Raw genomic sequence first — 22,192 nt, 5'->3', positions numbered from 1 at the left:
TAGAATGAAATTTTTGATAATTGGAGATGTAGTTGGAGAGCCTGGAAGAAATACTTTGTTTAAATTTTTGGAAAAAAGAAAGAAAAATTATGATTTTATAATTGTAAATGGAGAAAACTCAGCTGGGGGATTTGGAATAAATATAAAAATAGCTGAACAGATTTTTTCTCGTGGAGCAGATGTAATTACGCTGGGAAATCATAGCTGGGACAAAAAAGAAATTTATCCGTACATAAATAATCATAAAAATTTGATTAGACCGATTAATTTTTCAAAGGAAGCTCCGGGAAATGGATATACAATGGTTGAAAAAAATGGAGTAAAAGTGGCAGTTATCAATGCACAAGGAAAAATTTTTATGCCACCGATTGCCTGTCCGTTTTTAACCATAGAAGAAATTTTGCCTGAAATAAAAAAAGAAACAGATATAATCGTACTTGATTTTCATGCTGAAGCAACTTCGGAAAAACAAGCTATGGGATGGAATTTAACTGGAAAGGTATCTGTTGTATATGGAACTCACACACATACACAGACTGCTGATGAGAGAATTTTACCAGGAGGAACAGCTTTTATCTCGGATGTTGGAATGACTGGTGGACACGATGGAGTTTTGGGAATGAATAAGAAAGAAAGCATTCAAAAATTTAAAGATGGAATGCCAAACAGATATTCAGTTTGTAAGGAAAATCCTAAAATAAACGGAATTGAAGTGGAAGTAAATGAAAAAACTGGAAAAGCAGTTGCGATTAAAAGAATAAATATGAGTTATGATGAAATTTAAAAAATAAATAAAAATAAAAAATTAAAAAAATAAAAAAATTTAAAAAAAAGAGGAAATAAAAATAGATGAAATGGATAAAAGTAAAAATTGATTATTTTTCAGACAATTTGAAAGAAACAAAAGCAAAATTAATTAATATTTTTGAAGAAGTTGGGATAAAACAGGTGGAATTTGTCGATTATTTTTCTGATAATTCTTTGGATTACAGCGCAAATTTTAAAAATAAAAACGATATTTGGAGTATGATTGGCTATGTTATTGACAATAGGTTTGCAAAGACTAAATTAAATATGATTTATAATAATATAAATGAAATTTCAAAAGATGACGAAAATTTTATGTCAGAAATTTATACTTCACGATGTTCTGATGAAGATTGGCAAGATGAATGGAAAAAATATTTTCACACGGTAAATATAACAGAAAATATTGTAATTAAGCCAAGCTGGGATGATTATGAAGAAGAAGATGGAGAAATTGTGGTTGAAATTGATCCTGGACTTGCTTTTGGGACTGGAACTCACGAGACGACTTCACTGTGTGTAGAATTTTTGGAAAAATATTCAAAAGGCAAAAGTAATTTGCTTGATGTTGGGTGTGGCTCTGGAATTTTGATGTTAATTGCTAAAAAGTTGGGAGTTCATAAAGTTACTGGAATTGATATTGATGACAAAGTTGAAAGAGTTGTCCATGAAAATTTTGAGAAAAATAAGATTGAAAATAATTATAAAGTTATAATTGGAAATTTGGTGGACAATATTTCTGAAAAGTATGACTTGGTAGTTTCAAATATATTAGTCGATGTTTTGATAGAACTTTTGAAAAATATTGAAAAAACTTTGGAAGATGGTGCAGTAGTTATTTTTTCTGGGATTTTGAAAGAAAAAGAAGAAATGTTTTTGAAAGAAACAGAAAAATATAATTTGAAAAAAATTGATAGAAATGAAAAAAATAACTGGGTATCTCTAGTTTTTGAATATAAAAAAATTTATAGTTAAGGAATGGAGAAAAGATGATAATTGCAATAGATGGACCTGCTGGGAGCGGGAAAAGCACGATTGCTAAAAAGTTAGCAGAAGAGCTTGATTTTGTGTATTTGGATACGGGAGCGATGTATAGGCTTGTTACATTAAAAGCGTTAAATGAGAAAGTTTCCTTTAATTTGTTAAAAAATATTATAAATTTATCTGAAAGTAAAAATAATAATTCTGATTTTGAAATTATTCAAAATATGAAAAAAATTTTGGAAAATTTGAATATTGATATTAAAAAAAATAGATTTTTTTTAGATGAAATTGATGTGAGCGATGAGATTAGAAAACCTGTAATTTCTGAAAATGTTTCGAATATTGCTAAAATTAAGGAAGTTAGAGAAAAGCTAGTCGATTTGCAGAGAAAATTTTCAAAGTCTGAAAATGTTATTTTGGACGGTCGTGATATTGGAACGGTTGTTTTTCCGAATGCAGAATTGAAAATATTTTTAATGGCAGATGCGATGGAAAGAGCTAAAAGGCGTTATAAAGAGCTGGTTTTGAAAAATGAAGATGTGACTTTGGATGAAATTTATAAAAATATTGTTGAGCGAGATAAAATTGATTCCACAAGAAAGGAATCTCCGTTGGTAAAAGCGCAAGATGCAGTTGAAATTGATACAACTTTTAAAACAATCGAAGAAGTTAAGGAAGAAATAGAAAAAATTTTGAAAAATAAAATTAAATAAATTAATTTTAAATTAAAATTTTAAAAAAAATAAAAAAATTAAAAAAAATACTGGACAAATATTGAAAATAGTGTATAATAACTAAGTAATTTAAAAACACGAAATAAAGTGTGAGTATTAAATTCAATTATAAAATTTGGAGGTTTGATAAAATGTCAAAAAAAGAATTTGTAGATGCTTATGCAAAAGCAACAGGAGAAACTAAAAAAAGAGCTGAAGAATTAGTAAATCAATTTCTTGAAACAGTAGAAGAAGCTTTAGTAAAAGGTGAATCTGTTCAATTTGTTGGATGGGGAACATTTGAAGTAAAAGAAAGAGCGGCAAGAACTGGAATTAACCCTCAAACTAAAGAAGAAATTCAAATACCTGCAAAAAATGTAGTTAAATTCAAAGTGGGTAAAAAATTAGCTGATAATGTAGCGAATGCTAAATAATTTTTAAAAAGGCTATTTTGATGTGACAGCTGTCATTGAAAAATAGTCTTTTCTTAATTTGATAAATAAAATTTATGGAAGAAGATAAATATGTTAATAATTTATAATTTAATAAGATTTTTTTTATATTTAGTCATAATGATATTGGCGTTATTTAATAAAAAATTGCTTATATTTTTTAAAACTCGACTATTTCAAAAAATTTCAAATGAAAATTTTTGGGGAAAAGATGAGAAATCCATTTTAATTCATTTGTCATCAGTTGGAGAATTTAACTTGTCGGTTGGACTAATCGAAAAAATTTTATCAAGAAATAAAAAAATAGTCATTTCAGTTATGACAAATACAGGCTTTACAGCGATTACTAAAAAATATGGGAATAATAAAAATGTGAAAATTTTGTATTTTCCACTTGACGATTTTTTTGCTTTAAAAAAAATTTATAAAAAATATAAAATAAAAAAGACAATTATTATAGAAACTGAGATTTGGATTAATTTATATTATTTGGCGGAAAAGTTTGGAGAATTGTTTATTGTAAATGGCAGACTTACCGATAAAAAAATGAAATCTTACAAAAAATTTGGATGGTTTATAAATTCAAGTTTGAATAGAGCTAAAAAAATTTTGGTGCAAAGCGAAAAAGATGCATTGAGATACGAGAGTTTAAAAATGAAAAATAAAAAAATAAAAGTTTTTAAAAATTTAAAATATTCAATAAAATATGACATTCTTTCTGAAGAAAAGAAAAATAAATATTTTGAAGAAATTTTGGACAAAAATAAAAAAATAATAGTTTGCGGAAGCACGAGAGAAAGCGAAGAAAAAATTTGGCTTGAAGTTTTAAAAAAAATAAATAAAAAAAATGAATATCAGCTTGTGCTGGTTCCTAGACATTTGGAGCGGATAAAAAAAGTGGAAGATGAAATTTTAAAATTGTTTCCACGAGAAAGTTATTCACTGCTTTCAGATTTTGAAGTTTGGAAAAATCTAAAAAAAACTGAGATAGTTATTGTGGATAAGATGGGAGTTCTTACAGATTTTTATCAAATGGCGGATTTTGTATTTGTCGGCGGAACGCTTGTAAATATTGGTGGACATTCGATTTTGGAGCCACTTTTTTATGGAAGAAAGCCAATAATTGGGAAATATTTCCAAAATATCGAAGAAATTGTAAATGATGCAAAAAAACTTAATTTTGTGGAAATTGTGCAAAATGAAGACAAAATTATTGATTATTTAAAAAAAGAAGAAAAAATAAATACCAAAGAATTTTTTGAAAAAAATAACGAGATAGATAAAATAATTAGTGAAATATTTTGATTTGGAGTGTGATTTATGGATAATAAAAAAAGAGAAAATAAATTAAGAGAAAAACAAATTAAAGCTGAAAAAAATAAAAAAATCTTGTCAAAAGAAGAGCTTGAGAGAAGAGAAAAAATAAAAAAATAAATGATGAATTTAAAATAAAAAATTACGAGAAAAGTCAAATTATAAACGAAAAAGAAATTTGGAAATATTTTTTTGAAAAACCTAAAAAAAATTATAACAAATATATGTGTGAAATGTTGGATTATCCTGAATATTTAATGTACGACAACGAAAAAGTAAATGAGTTTCGTGGAAAATGGAATAAGTTTTTTAAAAATGAAAATGACATATATTTGGAAATCGGTTGTGGAAGTGGGAATTTTACAGTTCAGAATGCACAAAAATTTCCAGATAGAAACTATATTGCACTTGAATTGCGATTTAAAAGACTTGTTTTGGGAGCAAAAAAAGCTACTAAAAGAAATTTAAAAAATATACTTTTTCTGAGAAAAAGGGGGGAAACAATTTTAGAATTTTTTGGTGAAAAAGAAATTTCGGGAGTTTATATAAATTTTCCAGATCCTTGGGAAGGTGAAGAGAAAAAAAGGGTGATTAGCGAAGATTTGTTCAAAAAATTAGATGTTGTGTTAAAGTCAAAAGGGAAATTGTTTTTTAAAACGGATTATGAGCAGTATTACAGAGATGTTTTGAAGTTAGTTGAAAATCTTGAAAATTATGAAGTCATTTTTCATACGGATGATTTGCATAATTCGGAAAAAGCACAGCAAAATATAAAGACAGAGTTTGAACAGATGTTTTTGAGTAAACATAATATGAATATTAAATATATTGAAATACAAAGAAATTAGAGTTAAAAATTTAAAAATAAAGTTTATTTTTCAAAAAGAATTTAGGTTAATTCTAACAAAATAAAAAAATTTCCTTGAATATTTGTGAAAATAATAGTATAATAGTAGTTAGGAAGGTTTTTAGATAGTTTTTATTAGAGAAAATAAATCTGGAGGTTTTTATGAAAAATAAAAAAAAATTAATTTTGATAAGTAGTTTGATAGTAGGAATACCACTGTTAGCAGTTGGTACAAATGTGATATTAAAACAAGCAAGAGATAATTATTATAAAGAGCAAAAGATAAAGTTGGAACTGGAAAGAGCACAGCAAAAGGCGCAAAAAGAGCAAGAATTAGCACAGCAAAGAGCTCAAGAAGAAAAGTTGGCTGCTCAAGTTCAAGAGCAGGCAGAAAAAAATAAAAAAGAAATAAGAGTCGTTGAAGATAACTTAAAAAAGCAAAAAGATGTCGTACCACAAGCAAAGAAAAAAATGACTTCACAAGAAAAGGATAATGAAAAAGTAAAACAAGTTATAGCAAATGCAAGAAAAGAAGTAAAACCTATGGTTGTTTACGAACCTGTGTCAAATGTCGTGGCAAAATCTGAGCTTACGGCAAAGGACCGAGCAAGAGCTCGAAAAGCTCTAAAAAATATAAGGGCGGAATATTTTGCAAAAAATAAATCTCAGAAAATAAAAAGCAATGAAACACTTATAGTGAAAACTAGTACCGATGGAATTGAAACAAGAAAATATTCCAATGCAGAAATCCAAAAAGTTTTAAAAGAAATTAGAGAAAATTATAAGAAATAGACATTTTTAAAGTACATTTTAAATATGAGTTTAAGATGTACTTTTTATTTTTTAAATAAAATTTTAGATTTTTTATAAAAAAAAACTTGAAAAATTTTTAAAAATGTATTATTATATATTAGCAATCAAGAATAAAGAGTGCTAAAAAGATACACAATATTTTAGGAGGTAAAGAAATGAAAATTAAACCATTGGGAAAAAGAATTTTAATAAAACAAACTGAACAAGAAGAAGTAACTAAAAGCGGTATTGTACTGCCGGGAACAGCTTCAAAAGAAAAACCTATAATTGGAGAAGTTTTGGCAGTTGGAAAAAAAATTGAGGAAGTTTCTGTTGGAGATAAGGTTATTTTTGAAAAATATGCAGGAACTGAAGTTAAAGATGGGGAAGAAACTTATTTAATTTTAGAAAAAGATAATGTACTTGCCATTGTTGAATAAAGACATAAAGGTGTTTAAAATTTGAATTTTTGATTTATAATAAATAATTTGGAGGAAAATAAAATGGGAAAAATAATAAAATTTAATGAAGAAGCTAGAAAATCACTAGAAGTAGGTGTTGATACACTTGCCGATGCTGTAAAAATAACACTTGGACCAAAAGGAAGAAATGTTGTATTAGATAGAGGATTTGGAGCGCCAATGATTACAAATGACGGTGTTACAATCGCAAAAGAAATTGAATTAAGCGATCCAATCGAAAATCTTGGAGCACAAATTGTAAAAGAAGTTGCAACAAAATCTAACGATGTGGCAGGAGATGGGACAACTACAGCAACAGTGCTTGCTCAAGCTTTGATAAAAGAAGGACTAAAAATGGTTTCAGCAGGAGCAAATCCAGTATTTATCCGTCGTGGAATGGAACAGGCTTCAAAAAAAGTGATTGAAGAGCTTTCTAAAAAGGCTAAAAAAGTTGAGGCAAATGAAGAAATTGCACAAGTTGGAGCAATTTCAGCGGGAGATAAGGAAATTGGAAAATTGATTGCACAGGCGATGGAAAAAGTTGGAGAAGAAGGAGTAATTACAGTTGAAGAAGCTCGTTCGCTTGACACAACTTTAGAAGTGGTGGAAGGAATGCAGTTTGACAACGGTTACTTATCACCATATATGGTTTCGGATTCTGAAAGAATGGTCGTAGAAATGGACAATCCTTACATCCTTATAACAGACAAAAAAATATCAAATATGAAAGAATTGCTTCCAATTTTGGAAAAAACAGTGGAAACAAGCAGACCAATGCTTATAATTGCTGAAGATGTTGAAGGAGAAGCACTTGCAACATTGGTTGTAAATAAACTTCGTGGAACATTAAATGTGGCTGCTGTAAAAGCTCCAGCTTTCGGAGATAGAAGAAAAGCTATGTTACAAGATATAGCAATTTTAACAGGTGGAGAAGTTATTTCTGAAGAAAAGGGAATAAAATTGGAAGAAGCTGATATTACATTCTTAGGACAAGCTAAAAAAGTTAGAATTACGAAAGACAATACAGTAATTGTGGATGGAATGGGTAAAAAATCTGAAATTAGCGCAAGAGTTGGACAGATTAAAAATTCTATTTCAGAAACTACATCTGACTATGATAGGGAAAAATTACAGGAAAGACTAGCAAAACTTGCAGGCGGAGTTGCAGTGATAAAAGTTGGTGCTGCAACAGAAACTGAAATGAAAGAGAGAAAATTGAGAATAGAAGATGCGCTAAATGCAACAAAAGCGGCAGTTGAAGAAGGAATTGTAGCTGGTGGAGGAACAGTTTTAATTGAAATTGCAAATGCGATTGAAGACTTTAAGTTAGACGGTGAAGAAGGATTAGGAGTAGAGATAGTTAAAAAAGCTTTATTTGCACCACTTAGACAAATTGTTGTAAATGCTGGAATTGATGCTGGAGTTGTAATTGAAAAAGTTAAAAACTCTGAAAATGGAATAGGTTTTGACGCTGCAAAAGAAGAATATGTAGATATGGTAAAAGCTGGAATAATTGACCCAGCCAAAGTAACTCGTTCAGCAATCCAAAATGCTATTTCAGTATCTTCAGTTTTACTTACAACAGAAGTAGCGGTTGCAAATGAAAAAGAAGAAAGTCATGCAGGTGCAGGAATGCCAAATGGAATGGGAATGCCAGGAATGATGTAATAATCTTAAAAATATAAATAATTTAAAGTTAAGAATAAATCACAGTTAAAAAATTAATAACTGTGATTTTTAATTATTTTATAATAAAATTAATGATAAAATAATTAAAAACAAATTTTAATGGGTTAAACTATTAGTGAAATATATAATTTTTTTTTCACAAAGAAAATAATATATTAGAAAGCATCCTAATTAAAATATGTAGCAAAAATACAATTTTAAGGAGTGATATATTATGAAAAAATTAATATTCGGAGCATTTTTGTTATTTAGTGTAATTGGGTTTTCAAGATATGTAGAAAGATGTAGCATAACATCTGAAGATAGTTGTGTAAGTTTAGAAAGCGGTAAAAAATTTACATTCAGAGGTTATCCTTTTGAAGGATTTAGATATGGAGCTGTTTATAGAGTTTACTTTGAAGGTCAAGGAAATAGAAAACTGTACTATACAACTTCGACATATCTTTATTAAAAATATATAAAATTAGGATGTTTAAAGTTTAAAAATAAACTACACTCTTTAATTTATGTGTAGTTTTTTTTGTATATATTCCTAATTTCTTTTAAAATTTTTTTTATATTTTCAGAATTAATTATAATCTTTTTTTCTAAAATTCTATTTACAACTAAATCGACTTCACAGTCTTTTGCTCCAGAAAATAAAGCCAGAGTACGGGCCTGTAATTTCATGTGTCCTTTTTGAATTCCAGTCGTAACAAGCGCCTTTATAGCGGCAAGATTTTGTGCAAGTCCAACCGAAACTATTATTTTGGCTAATTCTATAGCATTTGGTTTTTTTAAAATGTTAAAAGCTGCGGCTACACTTGGATTTAAGCCGATGGAACCACCAACACTTGCAACAGGCATAGGAAGTGTTAATTCTCCTTTTAATTTTCCAATTTTTTCATCAAAAATCCAAGTTGTAAGTCCTTCATATTTTCTATTTTTTGCTGCAAAAGCATGTCCTGCTGCTTCAATTCCACGCCAGTCGTTTCCAGTCGCGATAACCACGGCATCAATTCCGTTAAAAATTCCCTTGTTGTGAGTAGCTGCTCTATAAGTATCAATTTTAGCAAATTTAGAAGCTAAGCTGATTTTTTTTGCCACATGAATTCCACCAAGTAATTTAGAGTCTATTTCGCAAGTGGCGGTAACTAAAGACTTCGTTGCATAATTTGATAAAATTCCCATTAGTGCAGTTGAATTTGTAAGTTCTTCAAGCAGTGGCTTAATTCCTTCTAGCATCGTATTTAAGATGTTTGCACCCATTGCTTCTTTTACATCAACAGTCAAATAGACAACCAAAAATTCTTCCAATTTTTTAATTTCCAGACAAACCGCACCTCCACCTCTTTTTACAATTGATGGATAAGCTTCGTTTGCCATTTCTAAAATTTTATCTTCATTTTTCAAAATCAAATTTTTAGCTCTTTCAAAATCAATTATATCGTAAAGCGCAATTTCTCCAATCATTTTTCTATCTAAAACAGTCGTTTTAAAACCTCCACATTTCGCAACAATTTTTGCAGCATAACTTGCAGCGGCGATTACAGACGGTTCTTCAGTAATCATCGGAACGGCATATTCTTTTCCGTCAATTAAAAAATTTGGTGCAATTCCCATTGGCAGTGAAAAAGTTGCGATGTTGTTCTCAGTTATCTGATTTGCAGTTTCCAGTGATAAATTTTCATTTTTTTTCAAAATTTGTTCAAATTCATCAGTTAAATAGCCATTGTCCTTTAACATCTGTATTCTTTCAATCCGTTCTTTTTTTTGAAATCCGAGCCATTTTAATTTTTTCTGATTTTCTTTTTTCATATTAAAAATTAGTTCCTTCCATTTAGAGTTTATAATAAAACCCAAGCACTTAAAAGATTGTTAAATTTTAATACCTGAGTGAATATATGTTTTAAATTTTAAGGCTTGTAACCAGTTTTATCTTTTTCTGTTATTTTTCTGATAACTTTGCACGGCACTCCTGCTGCAATTACATTATCTGGAATATCTTTTGTGACAACGCTTCCAGAGCCAATAATAGTATTGTTTCCGATTGTAACTCCTTGATTAATGTGGACTCCTGCACCAATCCAGACATTATTGCCGATTTTTACAGGTTTGGCATAGCAGCCTCCATTTATTCGCTCTTCTACATCAATACTATGATTTGAAGTGTAAATTCCTACTCTTGGACCAAAAAGTACGTTGTTTCCGATTTCAATTCCGCCACCATCAAGCATTACACAGTCAAAATTTGCATAAAAGTTATTTCCAATTGTAATATTAAATCCAAATTCACATCGAAATGTTGGCTCAAAATGCACATTTTTCCCAATTGACTTTAAAAGTTCCTTTAAGATTGCTTCACGCTCTTCAGATGGCTTTCCAAAACTTTCGTTATATTTATTTGTCAAAAAAACAGTATTTTCTCTAGCTTTTACAAGTTCCGGCGTTAAATCGTTATAGACTTTTCCTGATAAAATAAACTTTCGTTGTTCCTCTAAATTCATATTAATTTACTCCTTCCAGATAAATTTATTTTATTTTTTTATAAATTCTTTTATGATTCTCAATTTTTTCCAAATAAAAAAGGCTGTCATCTTGTGGCAAATTAATACTGTTTCCATCTTTATCAAGTTTTATTTGCTCAAAAAACATTTTTTCATATTCAGAAGTATTGAGTCTTTTTCTTTTGTCAAAATCCTTAATTCTATCGTTTGTCAACTGATTTTTAAATCCATCGACAAGCGTAATACTAAAAATTTCACAAACTGCACCACTTCCGTAACTGTACATTCCGATTACATCGTTAGATTTTAAATTTTGGCAATTTTCCAGTAATGAAAGTAAGCTTAAATAGAGAGAGCCTGTGTAAATATTTCCAATTCGTTTGCCGTAAATTATTGAAGAATAAAAATTATCTAAAAATTCTAATTTTTTTTCTTTTGTCAAATTTTCAGTTTTTGAAAAAAGTGAATTTAAACCTTTCAGTCCAAGTTTTGGGAAAGGCAAATGGAAACAGAAGGCGTTAAAATCAAGTAAATTTTTATTGTGGCGTTTTTTGTATTCGCAGAAAGTTGTAGTAAGGAAGTCCAAGTACTGTTTTGAAGAAAAATGTCCATCAACAAATGGAAAGTCAGCATAATTGGGACGCCAAAAATCCATTATATCCCTTGTTTGACAGACGCTGTCATCATTCAAAACAGCAATTTTGGGGTCTTTTTTTATAAGCAGTGCTACACTTCCCGCACCTTGAGTGGATTCTCCAGCAGTACCAATGCCGTATTTGGCGATGTCCGAAGCTATGACTAAAACTTTTGATTCGGGATTTTCTAAAATGTGATTCTTTGCAAAATTTAGTGCAGCAGTTGCGCCGTAGCAAGCCTCTTTTATTTCAACACATCTTGCAAAAGGCTGAATTTCAAGTAAATGGTGAATAAAAATTCCAGCAGATTTGCTCTGGTCAATCCCCGATTCCGTTCCAACTATTATTAAATCAATGTCTTTTTTATCCTTTTCGCTCAAAATTTTGTCTGCAGCACTAGCTCCCAATGTTACAATATCTTGAGTAATTGGAGCAACACACATTTCACTTTGCAGCAGTCCCTTTGTAAACTTATTTTCATTTTGTTCCCTAGATAACGCTAAATCTCTAATATCCAAAAAGAAATTAGGCATTGCAAATCCAATTTTATCTATTCCAATTTTCATATGAAATTCACCCTTTCGTTGTATTATTTATATTTTAAATTTTAAGTTTTTTAAAATGTATTTTGTAAGCATTTATTATATTTTACTACAAAAAAAATGAAATATCAAATATATTCTTAGACAAGATGGAACATTTGCAAGAGAAAAACTTTAAAGTCTGAATAAATGATTTTTAAAGAGTTTGAAATAATATTAAAAAATTTTTTTATAAAAAGTTAGTTTATTTATTTTATTCGATAAATAAAGAGTTTTATAGAAAATGAGAGTGTAAACTTTTTTGTGTAAATAAACTAGAGAATTCTTATATTGCTGGATTTATACATACATTTACACAAAATTATGGACACTCTCAGGAATTTTTATAACTACTTCTGCTCCTTTGGTCTTGCTGTCTTTATTTATAAATACTCCGTAATTTTTGCCGTAATAGAATTTTATTCTTTTATCGACATTTTTTATTCCTACACCGCCTGTCTTGCTTTTTTTGAACTGTTTAGCTTTTTCAAAGCCTATTCCGTTGTCTTTGACAGAGATATTGACAGTGCTGTTTTGTCTGTAAACGTCTATTGTGATGATTCCGTTTCCAGAAAGATTTTTTATTCCGTGATAGATGGAGTTTTCTACAATTGGCTGGATTATTATTTTTGGAACTTCAATGGAAAGAAGGCTTTCATCTTCTATGTTGAAAAAATAGGAAAGTTTTTCTTCATATCTCTGCTTTTGTATGAATAAATATTCTTTAGTGTGCATAATTTCATCTTTTAACGATATTTTTTCGTGTCCGTTGCTAAGGGAAAGCCTAAAATAGTTTGCAAGTGATTTTGTAATGCTGATTACTTTTTCATTATCTTCAAATTCTGCCATCCAAATTATAGTATCTAGCGTGTTGTATAGAAAATGGGGATTAATCTGGCTGTGGAGAGCCTTTATTTCATATTCCCGCAAATATTTTATTTTTTCAACCATTACATTAAAATGTTCTACAAGGTTCTGAATTTCATAGCCTGTTTTTTCACTTAAATGAAATTCCCGTAGATTATTTTCAAAGTTTTGCATATGATTTTCCAGTTTTATTAAAGGTCTTAGAATCTTTGTTATTACGATAAATGTAATAATAGAGGAAAAAGCTAATGAAACTAGGAAAATGATAATAACTATGTGAGAAAAATTTTTCTTTAAGGTAATTAAGTCATTTGTGTTTGCAAGGCTTCTTAAATTCCAGTTTGTATTCTCAATCTGTGTTTCGTATAAGTATGTATCTTTATTTTTATTCTTTTCTGAAAATTTTTCAAGACATTTTTTATCAGCAAAGCATTTCACATCTTTATAGTAAATAATATTGTTGTTTTTGTCTACTATAATATTGTCGATTTGTTTTCCGAAAGAAATGGAATTTAAATATCTTTCAAGAATTTCATATTTAATGTCAAAAACAATAACACCAAGATTTTCTCCCTTTGAATTTTTTATGTCACGGCTGATTGACAGAAACCAGAGAGCTGAATTCATAGAGGAGGTGGAATTTTTTCTGCTGGGATTAAAAACGGGCATATCTGAATTGTTTATAGCATCGACATACCATTTCTCTTTCATCATATTTTCTGATATTTTCATATCATTATTTTTGTCACTGGATACAATGTTACCATTTTTTCCGATTACAGTAATATTTTTAATTCCTTTATTACTATCAAGAATCGAATAAATCATTTTTTCAATGCTCTTTTTTGAATCTTCATTTCCTGATATTAAAAAATTTCTAACATCGGCATCAACAGACAAGAGATTAATTATATTTTTCAATTTATCTGCATAGAGTGTAATATAACGGGATGTACTTATAACATTTTCGTTAGTATACTCAATTTCCTTGTTCATTATGATGTATTTTGAAGTATAGTAAAAAATACTGCTTAAAAAAAGTACAAACAGAAGATTTCCAATAATATAATAAAAAAACAGCTGAAGCAGCATCGAGTTTTTCATAGTTCTTTTTAATTTCATAGTTTCTCCAGCACGCTTTTCTTAAATTCTTTCGGTGTCATTCCAAAAGTTTTTTTAAATTTTGAATTGAAATAATTAAAGTTTTCCATTCCTACAAGTTCTCCAATTTGATAATTTTTCAGATCTGTTGTCAAAAGCAGCAGCTTTGCCTTTTCCATTCGCATATTATTCAAATAGTCCTGAAAAGGAATACCAAACAAATTTTTAAAAAGTGAACTCAAATATCCAGAAGACAAATTCATTTCGTCCGCCAGAGAATTTAAGTTAAAGGAAATATCACTGTATTTTTCTTCAATTTTTTTTGTTAAAATATCTTTATACTTGCTATGAGAAATATTTTTATCAGACTTCTCAGCTTGGCTAATTTTATTAATAATTTTTCTTGCTTCGTTATATTTTCTATCTTCTTCCAGCTTATAGATAAGTTTTGAAATTATCTCATTTATATCTGTCTTTGAAACAGGTTTTAAAATATAGTCTTCAACTCCGATTTTTAAAGCCTTTTGAGCATATTCAAAATAGTCATATCCAGAAATAATGGCTATTTTAACATCACTTTTCAGCTCTTTCATCTCCTCGGCAAGAGTCAGCCCATTTTTAAAGGGAATATTTATATCCAGCAAGACAAGGTCAGGCAATACTTCAGAAAAAGTCTTAAAGGCAGAATTACCATCTTCTGCCTCATAAACATCACTTATCTTATATTTTTCAAAATCAATAAAGGTTTTAATACCTCTTCTTATAATCGGTTCATCATCAATTATTAAAATACTATACACTTATTTAACAGCTCCTTTAATTTGTGCGGCAGTCAAATGTCCCGACAAAGTTTTAACAATATTCAAGTTCCCATCCAGTACAATATTTGAAGGATATCCTAAAACTTTTGCCCTTTTTAGCACTTCTCCCTTTTCATCCAGCAATACAGTAATATTTTTATAGTTAAGCCCTTTATACCACTGAATGAATTTAGCTGTTGGTTTTTCTCCTTTTTGTCCCGGAGAAGCAATTGTTATAACTGTAAAATTCTTACTTTTATCTGCACTTAAAGAATTAATTTCGCTTAATCCCGAAAGACAGATAGGACACCATGAAGCCCACATTTTAATATATATTTTCTTACCTTTGTACTTGTTAAGGGAAACAGGTTTATTATTAATGTCCTTTAACTGAACTCCTTGCAATGTATTTCCAAATGAAATCGATCCCAAACTCAACAAAGTTACAATTGTTGCAATTAATTTTTTCATAAAAATTACTTCCTTTCTGTATTATAGCAAATTTAAAATATTTTTTGTAATTATTTTTTTAAGTTATTTTGATTACTAATTGTTTTATAAATTTTAAAAATAAAATTACTAAAACTTATTCATTATTAGCAAAATTCCCATAAATATAATTAGAAATCCTCCAAAGATTTTAAAATAGTTTGTGTATTGATTTAAAGCTCGTACTTTTTTTAATAATTTCTGAGAGAAAAAGGAAAATAGAACAAATGGAGTGGCAAGCCCTAAGACGTATATAAACATCATTAACCCTCCATAGACAGCAGATCCTTTTTCCCCTGCAAGAGCTAGCACTGAGGCAAGAATAGGACCTACACATGGAGTCCACCCTAGACTAAATGTCAGTCCTAGCAAAAAAGCCTGTAATGAAGAATTTTTACCAATTAAATCCAAATTTACAGATTTATTTTTTTCTAAAAAGTTAAATTTTAAAATTCCTGTCTGATGTAATCCCAGTATTATTACAATTATTCCTGCCAAAACTTTTATGGCATCATTAAAGAATATTCCCGTAAGGAAACTAAAACTAAAGCCTATACTTACAAAAGTAAGTGAAAGACCTGAAATAAATAAAAAGGTATTAAGCACAGTTTTTTTTCCTTTGCTTAAAATTCCCAAATATACAGGAACAATGGGAAGAATACATGGAGATAGAAAACTTGCTACCCCTCCTAAAAATACACTTCCTACCAGTAATGGCTGATTAAACATAAATTATCTCCTATCTTGTTCATTTTACTGAACTAATTTTATTAAATATCCGTAATGTTCTTTTTCCATATCTTTTAATGGGATAAATTTAATTGAAGCACTGTTTATACAATAACGAAGCCCGCCTTTATCTTTAGGTCCATCATCAAAAACATGTCCCAAGTGGGCTTTTCCGCTTCGACTAAGCACTTCTGTCCTTACCATATTAAAACTTGTATCATTTGCATAAGTTACAACATCTTTTGAAATAGGTTTTGTAAAACTTGGCCAGCCACAGCCAGAATCATATTTATCCTTTGAGGAAAATAATGGTTCTCCTGTTGTTATGTCCACATAAATTCCAGCTTCATGATTGTCCCAGTACTCATTTGAAAAAGAATGTTCAGTATTTTTTTTCTGTGTAACGCTGTATTGCAGAGGAGTAAGCCGTTTTTTCAATTCTTCGTCACTTGGTTTTGGATAATCTTTTGGATCAATGATAACTTCATCTGCTTTAGTAATATCAATGTGACAATATCCGTTAGGATTTTTTCTTAAATAGTCCTGATGGTATTCTTCTGCGAGAATATAATTTTTCAAAGGCTGAACTTCAACTTGAATTTTATCTGTATATTTTTTCTGCTCTTCTTCAATTTCCTGTAAAATAATTTTTTTATCTTCGGGATTAGTATAATAAATCCCTGTTCTGTATTGTCTACCTCTATCATTTCCCTGCTGATTAATGCTAGTAGGATCTACAACTTGAAAATAATATTTAAGTAGCTTGCTCAAAGAAATTTTGTTTGCGTCATATTTTACGTGAACTGTTTCTGCATGATCCGTTGATGCGACAATGTTGTAACTCGTTTTTTCAGTTTTCCCATTCGCATAGCCAACTGTAGCATCCTTTACCCCGTCGATTCTTTCCATATATGCTTCAAGTCCCCAGAAACACCCGCCAGCAAGATAGATTTCCCTGATGTTTTCGTTTCCTGCCTGAATCATATTTTCTTTTTTTGTTTTATTTTCATTTCTGTTTTTACGATTTTTATTTTTATTTGACAATACTACTGAAAATAAAGCTAAAGATAGTATTAAAAATAATAGTAGACTTCTAGATTTCATAAAACCGCCTCCCGATTTATATTTAAATATTTTTTGTATCTACAAGAATAGTATAGCCCAAAAATTGATAAAAAAAAATGAAATATAGTAATATTTTTCTATAATTTTATAATATTTGTTTATTTACTAATCAAATTTAATATAATTTTAAAAAAGTGTTAAGTTAAAATATAAAATCAATATTTTTAAAATAAAAAATAAAGGGTCTTGTGATATATTAAAGAACTATAATTAAAAAATAGATTAAAGAAAAATATTAATAAATAGTGTCTTGAAATATAGATTATCTAGGAGGAAGAATAGTGGGTAACATCGCTTGTAGGAACACAGAGGTCGGGGGACTGATATTAAAAATACGTTAAATGCTGTAAAAGTAAAAATAGTGGCTTTGGGAAAAACAGGAAGTAATGTAATAAATAAAATGATATTAAATAACATTGTAAAGTATGAACAATTAAATCGCCACTCAATGTGTCAAACACGATTTTATCAATATTTTTTTCATAAAAATTAGTTATCACAAAAGCTGTCGCCAAAGTAGCATGTCCACAAAGGTCGATTTCTCCGCCAGGAGTGAACCAACGCAATCTATATTTCTCATTTTCCTTTACAGCAAAAGCTGTTTCTGATAAATTATTCTCTCTTGTAATCGAAAGCATCAAGTCGTCATCTATCCAAGAATCCATAATGCATACAGCAGCAGGGTTTCCTTTAAAAACTGTATCTGTAAAGGCGTCTACAATATATTGCTTCATATTTTTCCTTTCTGTTTATTTTTACATAAAACTTAAAAAATTAGTTTTGAATACTTCAGAATATTGTATAGTAAAATGGGGAAAAATTAAAGGTTTAAATGAATTTTTGTTTACAATGCTATAAATTATAATATTGAATAAAATAATTTATAGATAAAATATTTTAAAATAAAAATAAAATTCACTTGACAATATCACTAACTAGTGATAAAATAAATTATTACTAATTAGTGATAAATTAGGAGGAGAAAACTATGAATACTGACTGGGAAAGGAATTCAGATATCCATTTGCAGATTGTATTGCAGAGGGCTGTGAGAAAAATTGATGGCAAAATTGGAAAGGATTTTCGGGAAAAAGGGATTACGAGTTCGCAGTTCAGCGTTTTAGATGTGCTTTATACTAAAGGTGAGATGCGTATTTGTGAATTGATTGAAAAGGTGCTTTCTACTTCGGGGAATATGACGGTTGTTGTGAAAAATATGGAGCAAAAAGGCTGGTTATACCGAAAATCTTGTCCGAAAGATAAACGTGTATTTTTGGTAGGGCTGACAGATGAAGGGAAAAAATTATTTGAGAATCTTTTACCAGAGCATCGTAAGGAAATAGAGGAGACCTATGGAATTCTTTCGGATGAGGAAAGGCGAGAGTTAATCAGGATTTTGAAAAAATTTAAAGATATTTAGAATTAGTAACTTAATGAAGAAGTCAAAGCAGATTGTTATAAAATTTGAAGGAATTAAAAATAGATATAAATTGAAAAATTTTAAAAATTGTTGTATTAGATAGTGTAATTTATAAATTAAAAAACAAAAATTGGAGGAAAATAAAATGTCAAAAAAAACAGTATTATTAATCGTAGGATCATTTAGAAAAAATTCATTTAATCAAATAATTGCGGATTATATTGCAAAAGAATTGAAAAAGGATGTGAATGTGGAATTTTTAGATTATAGAAATGTACCATTATTGGAACAAGATACAGAATTTCCAGCACCTCAATCAGTTAAAGATGTTCGTGACCAAGTTGGAAAAGCAGATGCTGTGTGGGTAGTTTCGCCAGAATATAATGGTTCTTACCCAGCTGTATTAAAAAATTTATTGGATTGGCTATCTCGTCCGTTAGTGGCTTTTGATAGGGAAACACCAACAGTAATAACAGGAAAGCCAGTAACTGTAAGTAGTATTGCAGGTTCAACTGCAGGAAAATTTTTAAGACAAAATCTTTCAACATTATTTTCATATATCCGTATGAATCCAATGGAAGGAACTGGAACAGGGTTAATCATACCAGCAGAAGCATGGAGAACAGGAATATTGAATTTGACTGATGAGCATAAAGAAGCCTTGAAAAAACAAGTAAAAGAATTTTTGGAATTTATTAAATAGACTTGAATTTTGAGAAAATTTGATATTTAATTTATTAAAGAAAAAAACAAAAGAAGAATAGCTTTTATGAATTATCCTTCTTTTTTTATTAATTTAACTGTTATATTCAAAATCTAAAATATCTTTTCTAATATCCCTTATCAAAAATTTTATTAAATTATCTGATTCTGTTTGAATTAAAAGAAACAATCTTGCTAGTATTTTCCCAACAAAAACTTTTTTTATCTGATCCATCTCATTTAATGTATGATGTTTTAGAAAACTGATTAAATCGTCTACTTTATTAACAATATTATTTACAGATATATTTTCAAATCGTTTATCCAAAATAAATCTTTCATAAATCGTAGAATTTTTATTAATTCGGATTCCCTCCTTCTTTTCCACAGCCGTAGCTTTTGAAAACTGATCATAAATTTCTGAATAAAGCATATCATTTGGACCTTCAAAGATAGTAAATGGTCTAAAGTCAATTGCCACATTACTCATTGGATGCCCAGCTTCAAATCCTTTTGCCCCTAGAAGTTTTTGTGCGATTCTCGCTGCCTTGTAAGTATATTCAGTAGCAAGGCTCTTTATAATATTTGCTTCCATTAATTTATCTGAAACAGACTTATCTGGAGAGACATTATTGCAAGTATAGCTATACATAATTTTTGATACATCGTAAGTATTTTCGATTTCATCTAATTCATTTTGAACAAATGGTATTTCTTTTTTAGCAAATTTATTTATATTTTTTACAATATATTCCATAATTCCATGTGTCATTCCAACTAGTTGCAATCGACTTCTTATAAAGATATTTTGAAATTCTCTAAGACAATGTGCCCTGCTTTCTGAAAGTTTTATTATATATTTTGCAGGAATCTTTGTATCAACATGATTTACAGCATATCTTACTGCTTTTAAACCTTCCGAATTTAGCACATCATAAGTTATATATTCTCTTGGAACTAAAATTAAGCTAATTACTTTTGATAATTTTCCTTCTTTCTTTTCCTTTGCTGCAATTAATAAAAAATCACTTTGAGAATTTCCTTGCCAATATTTATCAGCTTTAACATGAATTGTATTTTCATCAACATATTCATAGTAAGACTGCATTTCTTTTGCTATGGCAGATCCAGAAGTTTCAGGCTCTGTTATAGCCAGTCCTCCACCTTCTCCGTTAAATATCATTTTCAAGACCTTTTCAATTTGCTCCTCATTCCCATATTCAACAAGCGGTTGTAATACTAATGCCCCTTCAATTCCTGTTCTAAGTGTAACCGGTACGCCATAGTTCCCAGCAATTCTAAGCACTTCCTGAATTTCAAGCTGACTATTTTTTCTTCCTCCAAATTTTTCTGGTAGAAAGGGCAGTAAAAGTCCACATTTTTTTATACTTAACCATTTCTTCTCTGACAAATAGTTCATTAAATTTATTTTCTCAATATTTCCATTTGAAAAAACATCATTGAAAGCCTTCTTTATATTAGACAGAAATTCTTCTGTATTCATTTTTAGCAAATTTTCATTTATAAATTTATTCATTTCTCTCCTCCCAAGTAAGTAATTTAAATCAAAATATTTTGATTTTAAAATAATTTGTTTATATAACAGTTGTTATTATAACATAAATGAAAAAAAATGACAATTTATTAATAAAGTTATTTTAATAATTTGCTTTAATACAGTTTGAATTGAAGCGTAAAAAGATATTTTTTTTAATTGACTGAAAAAATTAATTTAATATACTGAAAATAACAAAAAATTGAGTATAGGAGTAATGAAATTAAATTTGAGGAAATCTAAAAAAACATTGCATTTAGTATTGAAATTTATGATTTTAGTTATAAAATTTAAGAAAAATCTGAATATAATAAAAATTTAAAATTATTTAAAATTCTGAAAATTTAGGAAATTACATAATTTTTTTTGAAAAAATAAATTTTTATTCTAAAGGGACAAAAGATGTCTCATATAAAAAGTATAATTAAATAACAAAAATAAAGTTGAGGAGATGGAGAAAATGAGTAATGTAAAATTAGTTAAAAATGATGCTTTTTATAACGCTGAGTTTGATATCGATATTTTTTTGTACTGGATGATAAAATGGTTAAATGTTGAGACTACAAATAATAGCAGTAAAATGGCTTTAAAAAATATGGCAAAAAAATTTATTGAGGAAATTTTAGAAGAAAAATTAGATACAGAAGATATTGAGATACATTTTTCAAATAAAAATTATTATTCTGAAAATGGAAGTTTTATTGATAGAATTTTAGGTGATTGTCCGATTTTGTTAATTTTAAATAGGAATCAAAATGGAAACAGAAAATATATATATTTTAGAGATTTTAGTTATTATGAGTATTCAAAAGATTTTAATGAATACAATGGGAAATTAATTAAATTATTAAAAAAATATGAGAATTTAAAAGAAAACGAAGAGAATAATGTAAAAATTGTTCATTTTTCATCTGATTTAATTTCTAGGTATGAAAAGGAAGAAGTAGAGGAAATAAGTATTTTATACGATAAAGAAAAGTTTTTAACTTTATTTGAAAATTCAAAAAAATATATTGATGACAGTATTTTTGACAGTTATTACAATCAAATTAAACAAGAAAATAAGAAAAATTTCGGTGTAAATATTAACGAAAATTTATCTTTATATTTAGTTTTAGAAAGTTATATAAATAAAAAATTTGAAGATTATGATGTATATCGTTGTTTTGATTATATAAAATGGTTGAAACATGAATTTTTTATAGAATGTTTTTGTGTAAATTTAATTGTAGAAGATAAAAAAACAAATAATTATTTTTTGTTAAAATGGTTTAATGATAATAAAATCGAAGAAAAGACAATAAAATTAATTCAGAAAGAATTAAAAGATATATTTCCTAATTTTAAGGAAGTTAATTATGAAGATATTGATTGTGAAAATAATGAAATTCCATTAATGTGTTTTACAGTAAATCTAGATAGTTCATTAAAAGATATAAAAAAAATGGTTGATAAAATAACGGAAAAAATTGAGAAATTTAATAAAATGAAAAATTGTAGAGACATAAGAGAGGAATATGTAGAATATTTTGAAGAAAAGAGATTAAAGAAAAGATTTCAAGCAATAGAAAAATTAGGAAAAAGTTTTAAATTTTGAAAAAGTGATAAATCAAGGTATAATTAAAACGTTGAGAAGAATTTTT

At 28.4% G+C, this 22,192-nt stretch carries 23 protein-coding genes; 13 read left to right on the top strand and 10 right to left on the bottom strand.

Annotation, left to right across the window (positions count from 1 at the left end):
- Positions 1 to 4: 4 nt before the first annotated feature.
- From AB8B22_RS06460 to AB8B22_RS06415, 10 genes are all read left to right on the top strand, one after another.
- On the top strand, positions 5 to 784 hold the full coding sequence (locus AB8B22_RS06460) for a TIGR00282 family metallophosphoesterase (RefSeq protein ID WP_314080978.1): 780 nt from the start codon (positions 5 to 7) through the stop codon (positions 782 to 784).
- Between the two features lie 65 nt (positions 785 to 849).
- Complete coding sequence (prmA, locus tag AB8B22_RS06455) at positions 850 to 1,782, top strand: 50S ribosomal protein L11 methyltransferase (protein ID WP_369710499.1); 933 nt, start codon at positions 850 to 852, stop codon at positions 1,780 to 1,782.
- 14 nt (positions 1,783 to 1,796) lie between these two features.
- A complete protein-coding gene (cmk, locus tag AB8B22_RS06450; RefSeq protein WP_314080984.1) occupies positions 1,797 to 2,504 on the top strand; it encodes a (d)CMP kinase in 708 nt (235 codons plus the stop codon).
- A 152-nt stretch (positions 2,505 to 2,656) separates the two neighbouring features.
- A complete protein-coding gene (locus AB8B22_RS06445; protein WP_314080986.1) occupies positions 2,657 to 2,938 on the top strand; it encodes an HU family DNA-binding protein in 282 nt (93 codons plus the stop codon).
- A 90-nt stretch (positions 2,939 to 3,028) separates the two neighbouring features.
- Positions 3,029 to 4,261: a 3-deoxy-D-manno-octulosonic acid transferase gene (locus AB8B22_RS06440; RefSeq protein WP_369710498.1), complete on the top strand. Its 1,233-nt coding sequence runs from the start codon at positions 3,029 to 3,031 to the stop codon at positions 4,259 to 4,261.
- Between the two features lie 233 nt (positions 4,262 to 4,494).
- Positions 4,495 to 5,118: a tRNA (guanosine(46)-N7)-methyltransferase TrmB gene (trmB, locus tag AB8B22_RS06435; RefSeq protein WP_369710497.1), complete on the top strand. Its 624-nt coding sequence runs from the start codon at positions 4,495 to 4,497 to the stop codon at positions 5,116 to 5,118.
- A 161-nt stretch (positions 5,119 to 5,279) separates the two neighbouring features.
- On the top strand, positions 5,280 to 5,909 hold the full coding sequence (locus tag AB8B22_RS06430) for a hypothetical protein (RefSeq protein ID WP_369710496.1): 630 nt from the start codon (positions 5,280 to 5,282) through the stop codon (positions 5,907 to 5,909).
- A gap of 176 nt (positions 5,910 to 6,085) precedes the next feature.
- Positions 6,086 to 6,349, top strand: coding sequence for a co-chaperone GroES (locus tag AB8B22_RS06425; RefSeq protein WP_094080249.1), 264 nt, complete (start codon positions 6,086 to 6,088; stop codon positions 6,347 to 6,349).
- Between the two features lie 63 nt (positions 6,350 to 6,412).
- Positions 6,413 to 8,038 carry a chaperonin GroEL gene (gene groL / locus AB8B22_RS06420; RefSeq protein WP_094080250.1) on the top strand — a complete coding sequence of 542 codons (1,626 nt, stop codon included), beginning with the start codon at positions 6,413 to 6,415 and terminating at the stop codon, positions 8,036 to 8,038.
- Between the two features lie 235 nt (positions 8,039 to 8,273).
- Positions 8,274 to 8,510, top strand: a complete 237-nt coding sequence (locus AB8B22_RS06415; protein WP_369710495.1) for a hypothetical protein — start codon at positions 8,274 to 8,276, stop codon at positions 8,508 to 8,510.
- Between the two features lie 53 nt (positions 8,511 to 8,563).
- Here the strand turns inward: AB8B22_RS06415 and AB8B22_RS06410 are convergent, their stop codons facing one another.
- The 9 genes from AB8B22_RS06410 to AB8B22_RS06370 form a co-directional block, all read right to left on the bottom strand.
- A complete protein-coding gene (locus AB8B22_RS06410; RefSeq protein ID WP_369710494.1) occupies positions 8,564 to 9,856 on the bottom strand; it encodes a hydroxymethylglutaryl-CoA reductase, degradative in 1,293 nt (430 codons plus the stop codon).
- Positions 9,857 to 9,954: 98 nt separating this feature from the next.
- On the bottom strand, positions 9,955 to 10,545 hold the full coding sequence (locus AB8B22_RS06405) for a sugar O-acetyltransferase (protein ID WP_369710493.1): 591 nt from the start codon (positions 10,543 to 10,545) through the stop codon (positions 9,955 to 9,957).
- Between the two features lie 25 nt (positions 10,546 to 10,570).
- Positions 10,571 to 11,746 carry a hydroxymethylglutaryl-CoA synthase gene (locus AB8B22_RS06400; protein ID WP_369710492.1) on the bottom strand — a complete coding sequence of 392 codons (1,176 nt, stop codon included), beginning with the start codon at positions 11,744 to 11,746 and terminating at the stop codon, positions 10,571 to 10,573.
- A 327-nt stretch (positions 11,747 to 12,073) separates the two neighbouring features.
- Positions 12,074 to 13,750: a sensor histidine kinase gene (locus tag AB8B22_RS06395; protein WP_369710491.1), complete on the bottom strand. Its 1,677-nt coding sequence runs from the start codon at positions 13,748 to 13,750 to the stop codon at positions 12,074 to 12,076.
- Positions 13,747 to 14,529: a response regulator transcription factor gene (locus AB8B22_RS06390; protein ID WP_369710490.1), complete on the bottom strand. Its 783-nt coding sequence runs from the start codon at positions 14,527 to 14,529 to the stop codon at positions 13,747 to 13,749. The genes AB8B22_RS06395 and AB8B22_RS06390 overlap by 4 nt, the downstream gene beginning before the upstream one ends.
- Complete coding sequence (locus tag AB8B22_RS06385) at positions 14,530 to 15,000, bottom strand: redoxin family protein (protein WP_094080257.1); 471 nt, start codon at positions 14,998 to 15,000, stop codon at positions 14,530 to 14,532.
- Positions 15,001 to 15,108: 108 nt separating this feature from the next.
- Positions 15,109 to 15,747: a cytochrome c biogenesis protein CcdA gene (locus AB8B22_RS06380; RefSeq protein ID WP_094080258.1), complete on the bottom strand. Its 639-nt coding sequence runs from the start codon at positions 15,745 to 15,747 to the stop codon at positions 15,109 to 15,111.
- A gap of 24 nt (positions 15,748 to 15,771) precedes the next feature.
- The gene (msrB, locus tag AB8B22_RS06375; RefSeq protein ID WP_369710489.1) at positions 15,772 to 16,851 is read right to left on the bottom strand and encodes a peptide-methionine (R)-S-oxide reductase MsrB; all 1,080 of its coding nucleotides are present in this window, start codon (positions 16,849 to 16,851) and stop codon (positions 15,772 to 15,774) included.
- A gap of 347 nt (positions 16,852 to 17,198) precedes the next feature.
- Positions 17,199 to 17,606 carry a PhzF family phenazine biosynthesis protein gene (locus AB8B22_RS06370; protein ID WP_369710488.1) on the bottom strand — a complete coding sequence of 136 codons (408 nt, stop codon included), beginning with the start codon at positions 17,604 to 17,606 and terminating at the stop codon, positions 17,199 to 17,201.
- Between the two features lie 254 nt (positions 17,607 to 17,860).
- Here AB8B22_RS06370 and AB8B22_RS06365 point away from each other — a divergent pair, with 254 nt between their 5' ends.
- Both AB8B22_RS06365 and AB8B22_RS06360 read left to right on the top strand, forming a co-directional pair.
- The gene (locus AB8B22_RS06365; RefSeq protein ID WP_369710487.1) at positions 17,861 to 18,292 is read left to right on the top strand and encodes a MarR family winged helix-turn-helix transcriptional regulator; all 432 of its coding nucleotides are present in this window, start codon (positions 17,861 to 17,863) and stop codon (positions 18,290 to 18,292) included.
- Positions 18,293 to 18,437: 145 nt separating this feature from the next.
- A complete protein-coding gene (locus AB8B22_RS06360; protein WP_369710486.1) occupies positions 18,438 to 18,995 on the top strand; it encodes an NADPH-dependent FMN reductase in 558 nt (185 codons plus the stop codon).
- Between the two features lie 93 nt (positions 18,996 to 19,088).
- Here the strand turns inward: AB8B22_RS06360 and AB8B22_RS06355 are convergent, their stop codons facing one another.
- On the bottom strand, positions 19,089 to 20,531 hold the full coding sequence (locus AB8B22_RS06355) for an acyl-CoA dehydrogenase family protein (RefSeq protein ID WP_369710485.1): 1,443 nt from the start codon (positions 20,529 to 20,531) through the stop codon (positions 19,089 to 19,091).
- A 478-nt stretch (positions 20,532 to 21,009) separates the two neighbouring features.
- Between AB8B22_RS06355 and AB8B22_RS06350 the strand changes: the two genes are divergently transcribed.
- Positions 21,010 to 22,146 (top strand): hypothetical protein, encoded by a 1,137-nt coding sequence (locus AB8B22_RS06350; RefSeq protein WP_369710484.1) that lies wholly within the window; start codon positions 21,010 to 21,012, stop codon positions 22,144 to 22,146.
- The last annotated feature ends 46 nt before the right edge of the window (positions 22,147 to 22,192 follow it).

The sequence above is a fragment of the Leptotrichia rugosa genome (assembly GCF_041200005.1).
GTDB classification, from domain to species: Bacteria; Fusobacteriota; Fusobacteriia; order Fusobacteriales; family Leptotrichiaceae; genus Leptotrichia; species Leptotrichia rugosa.
Note: the sequence above shows the minus strand (reverse complement) of the source record. Positions and strands in the feature narration are given on the sequence as shown.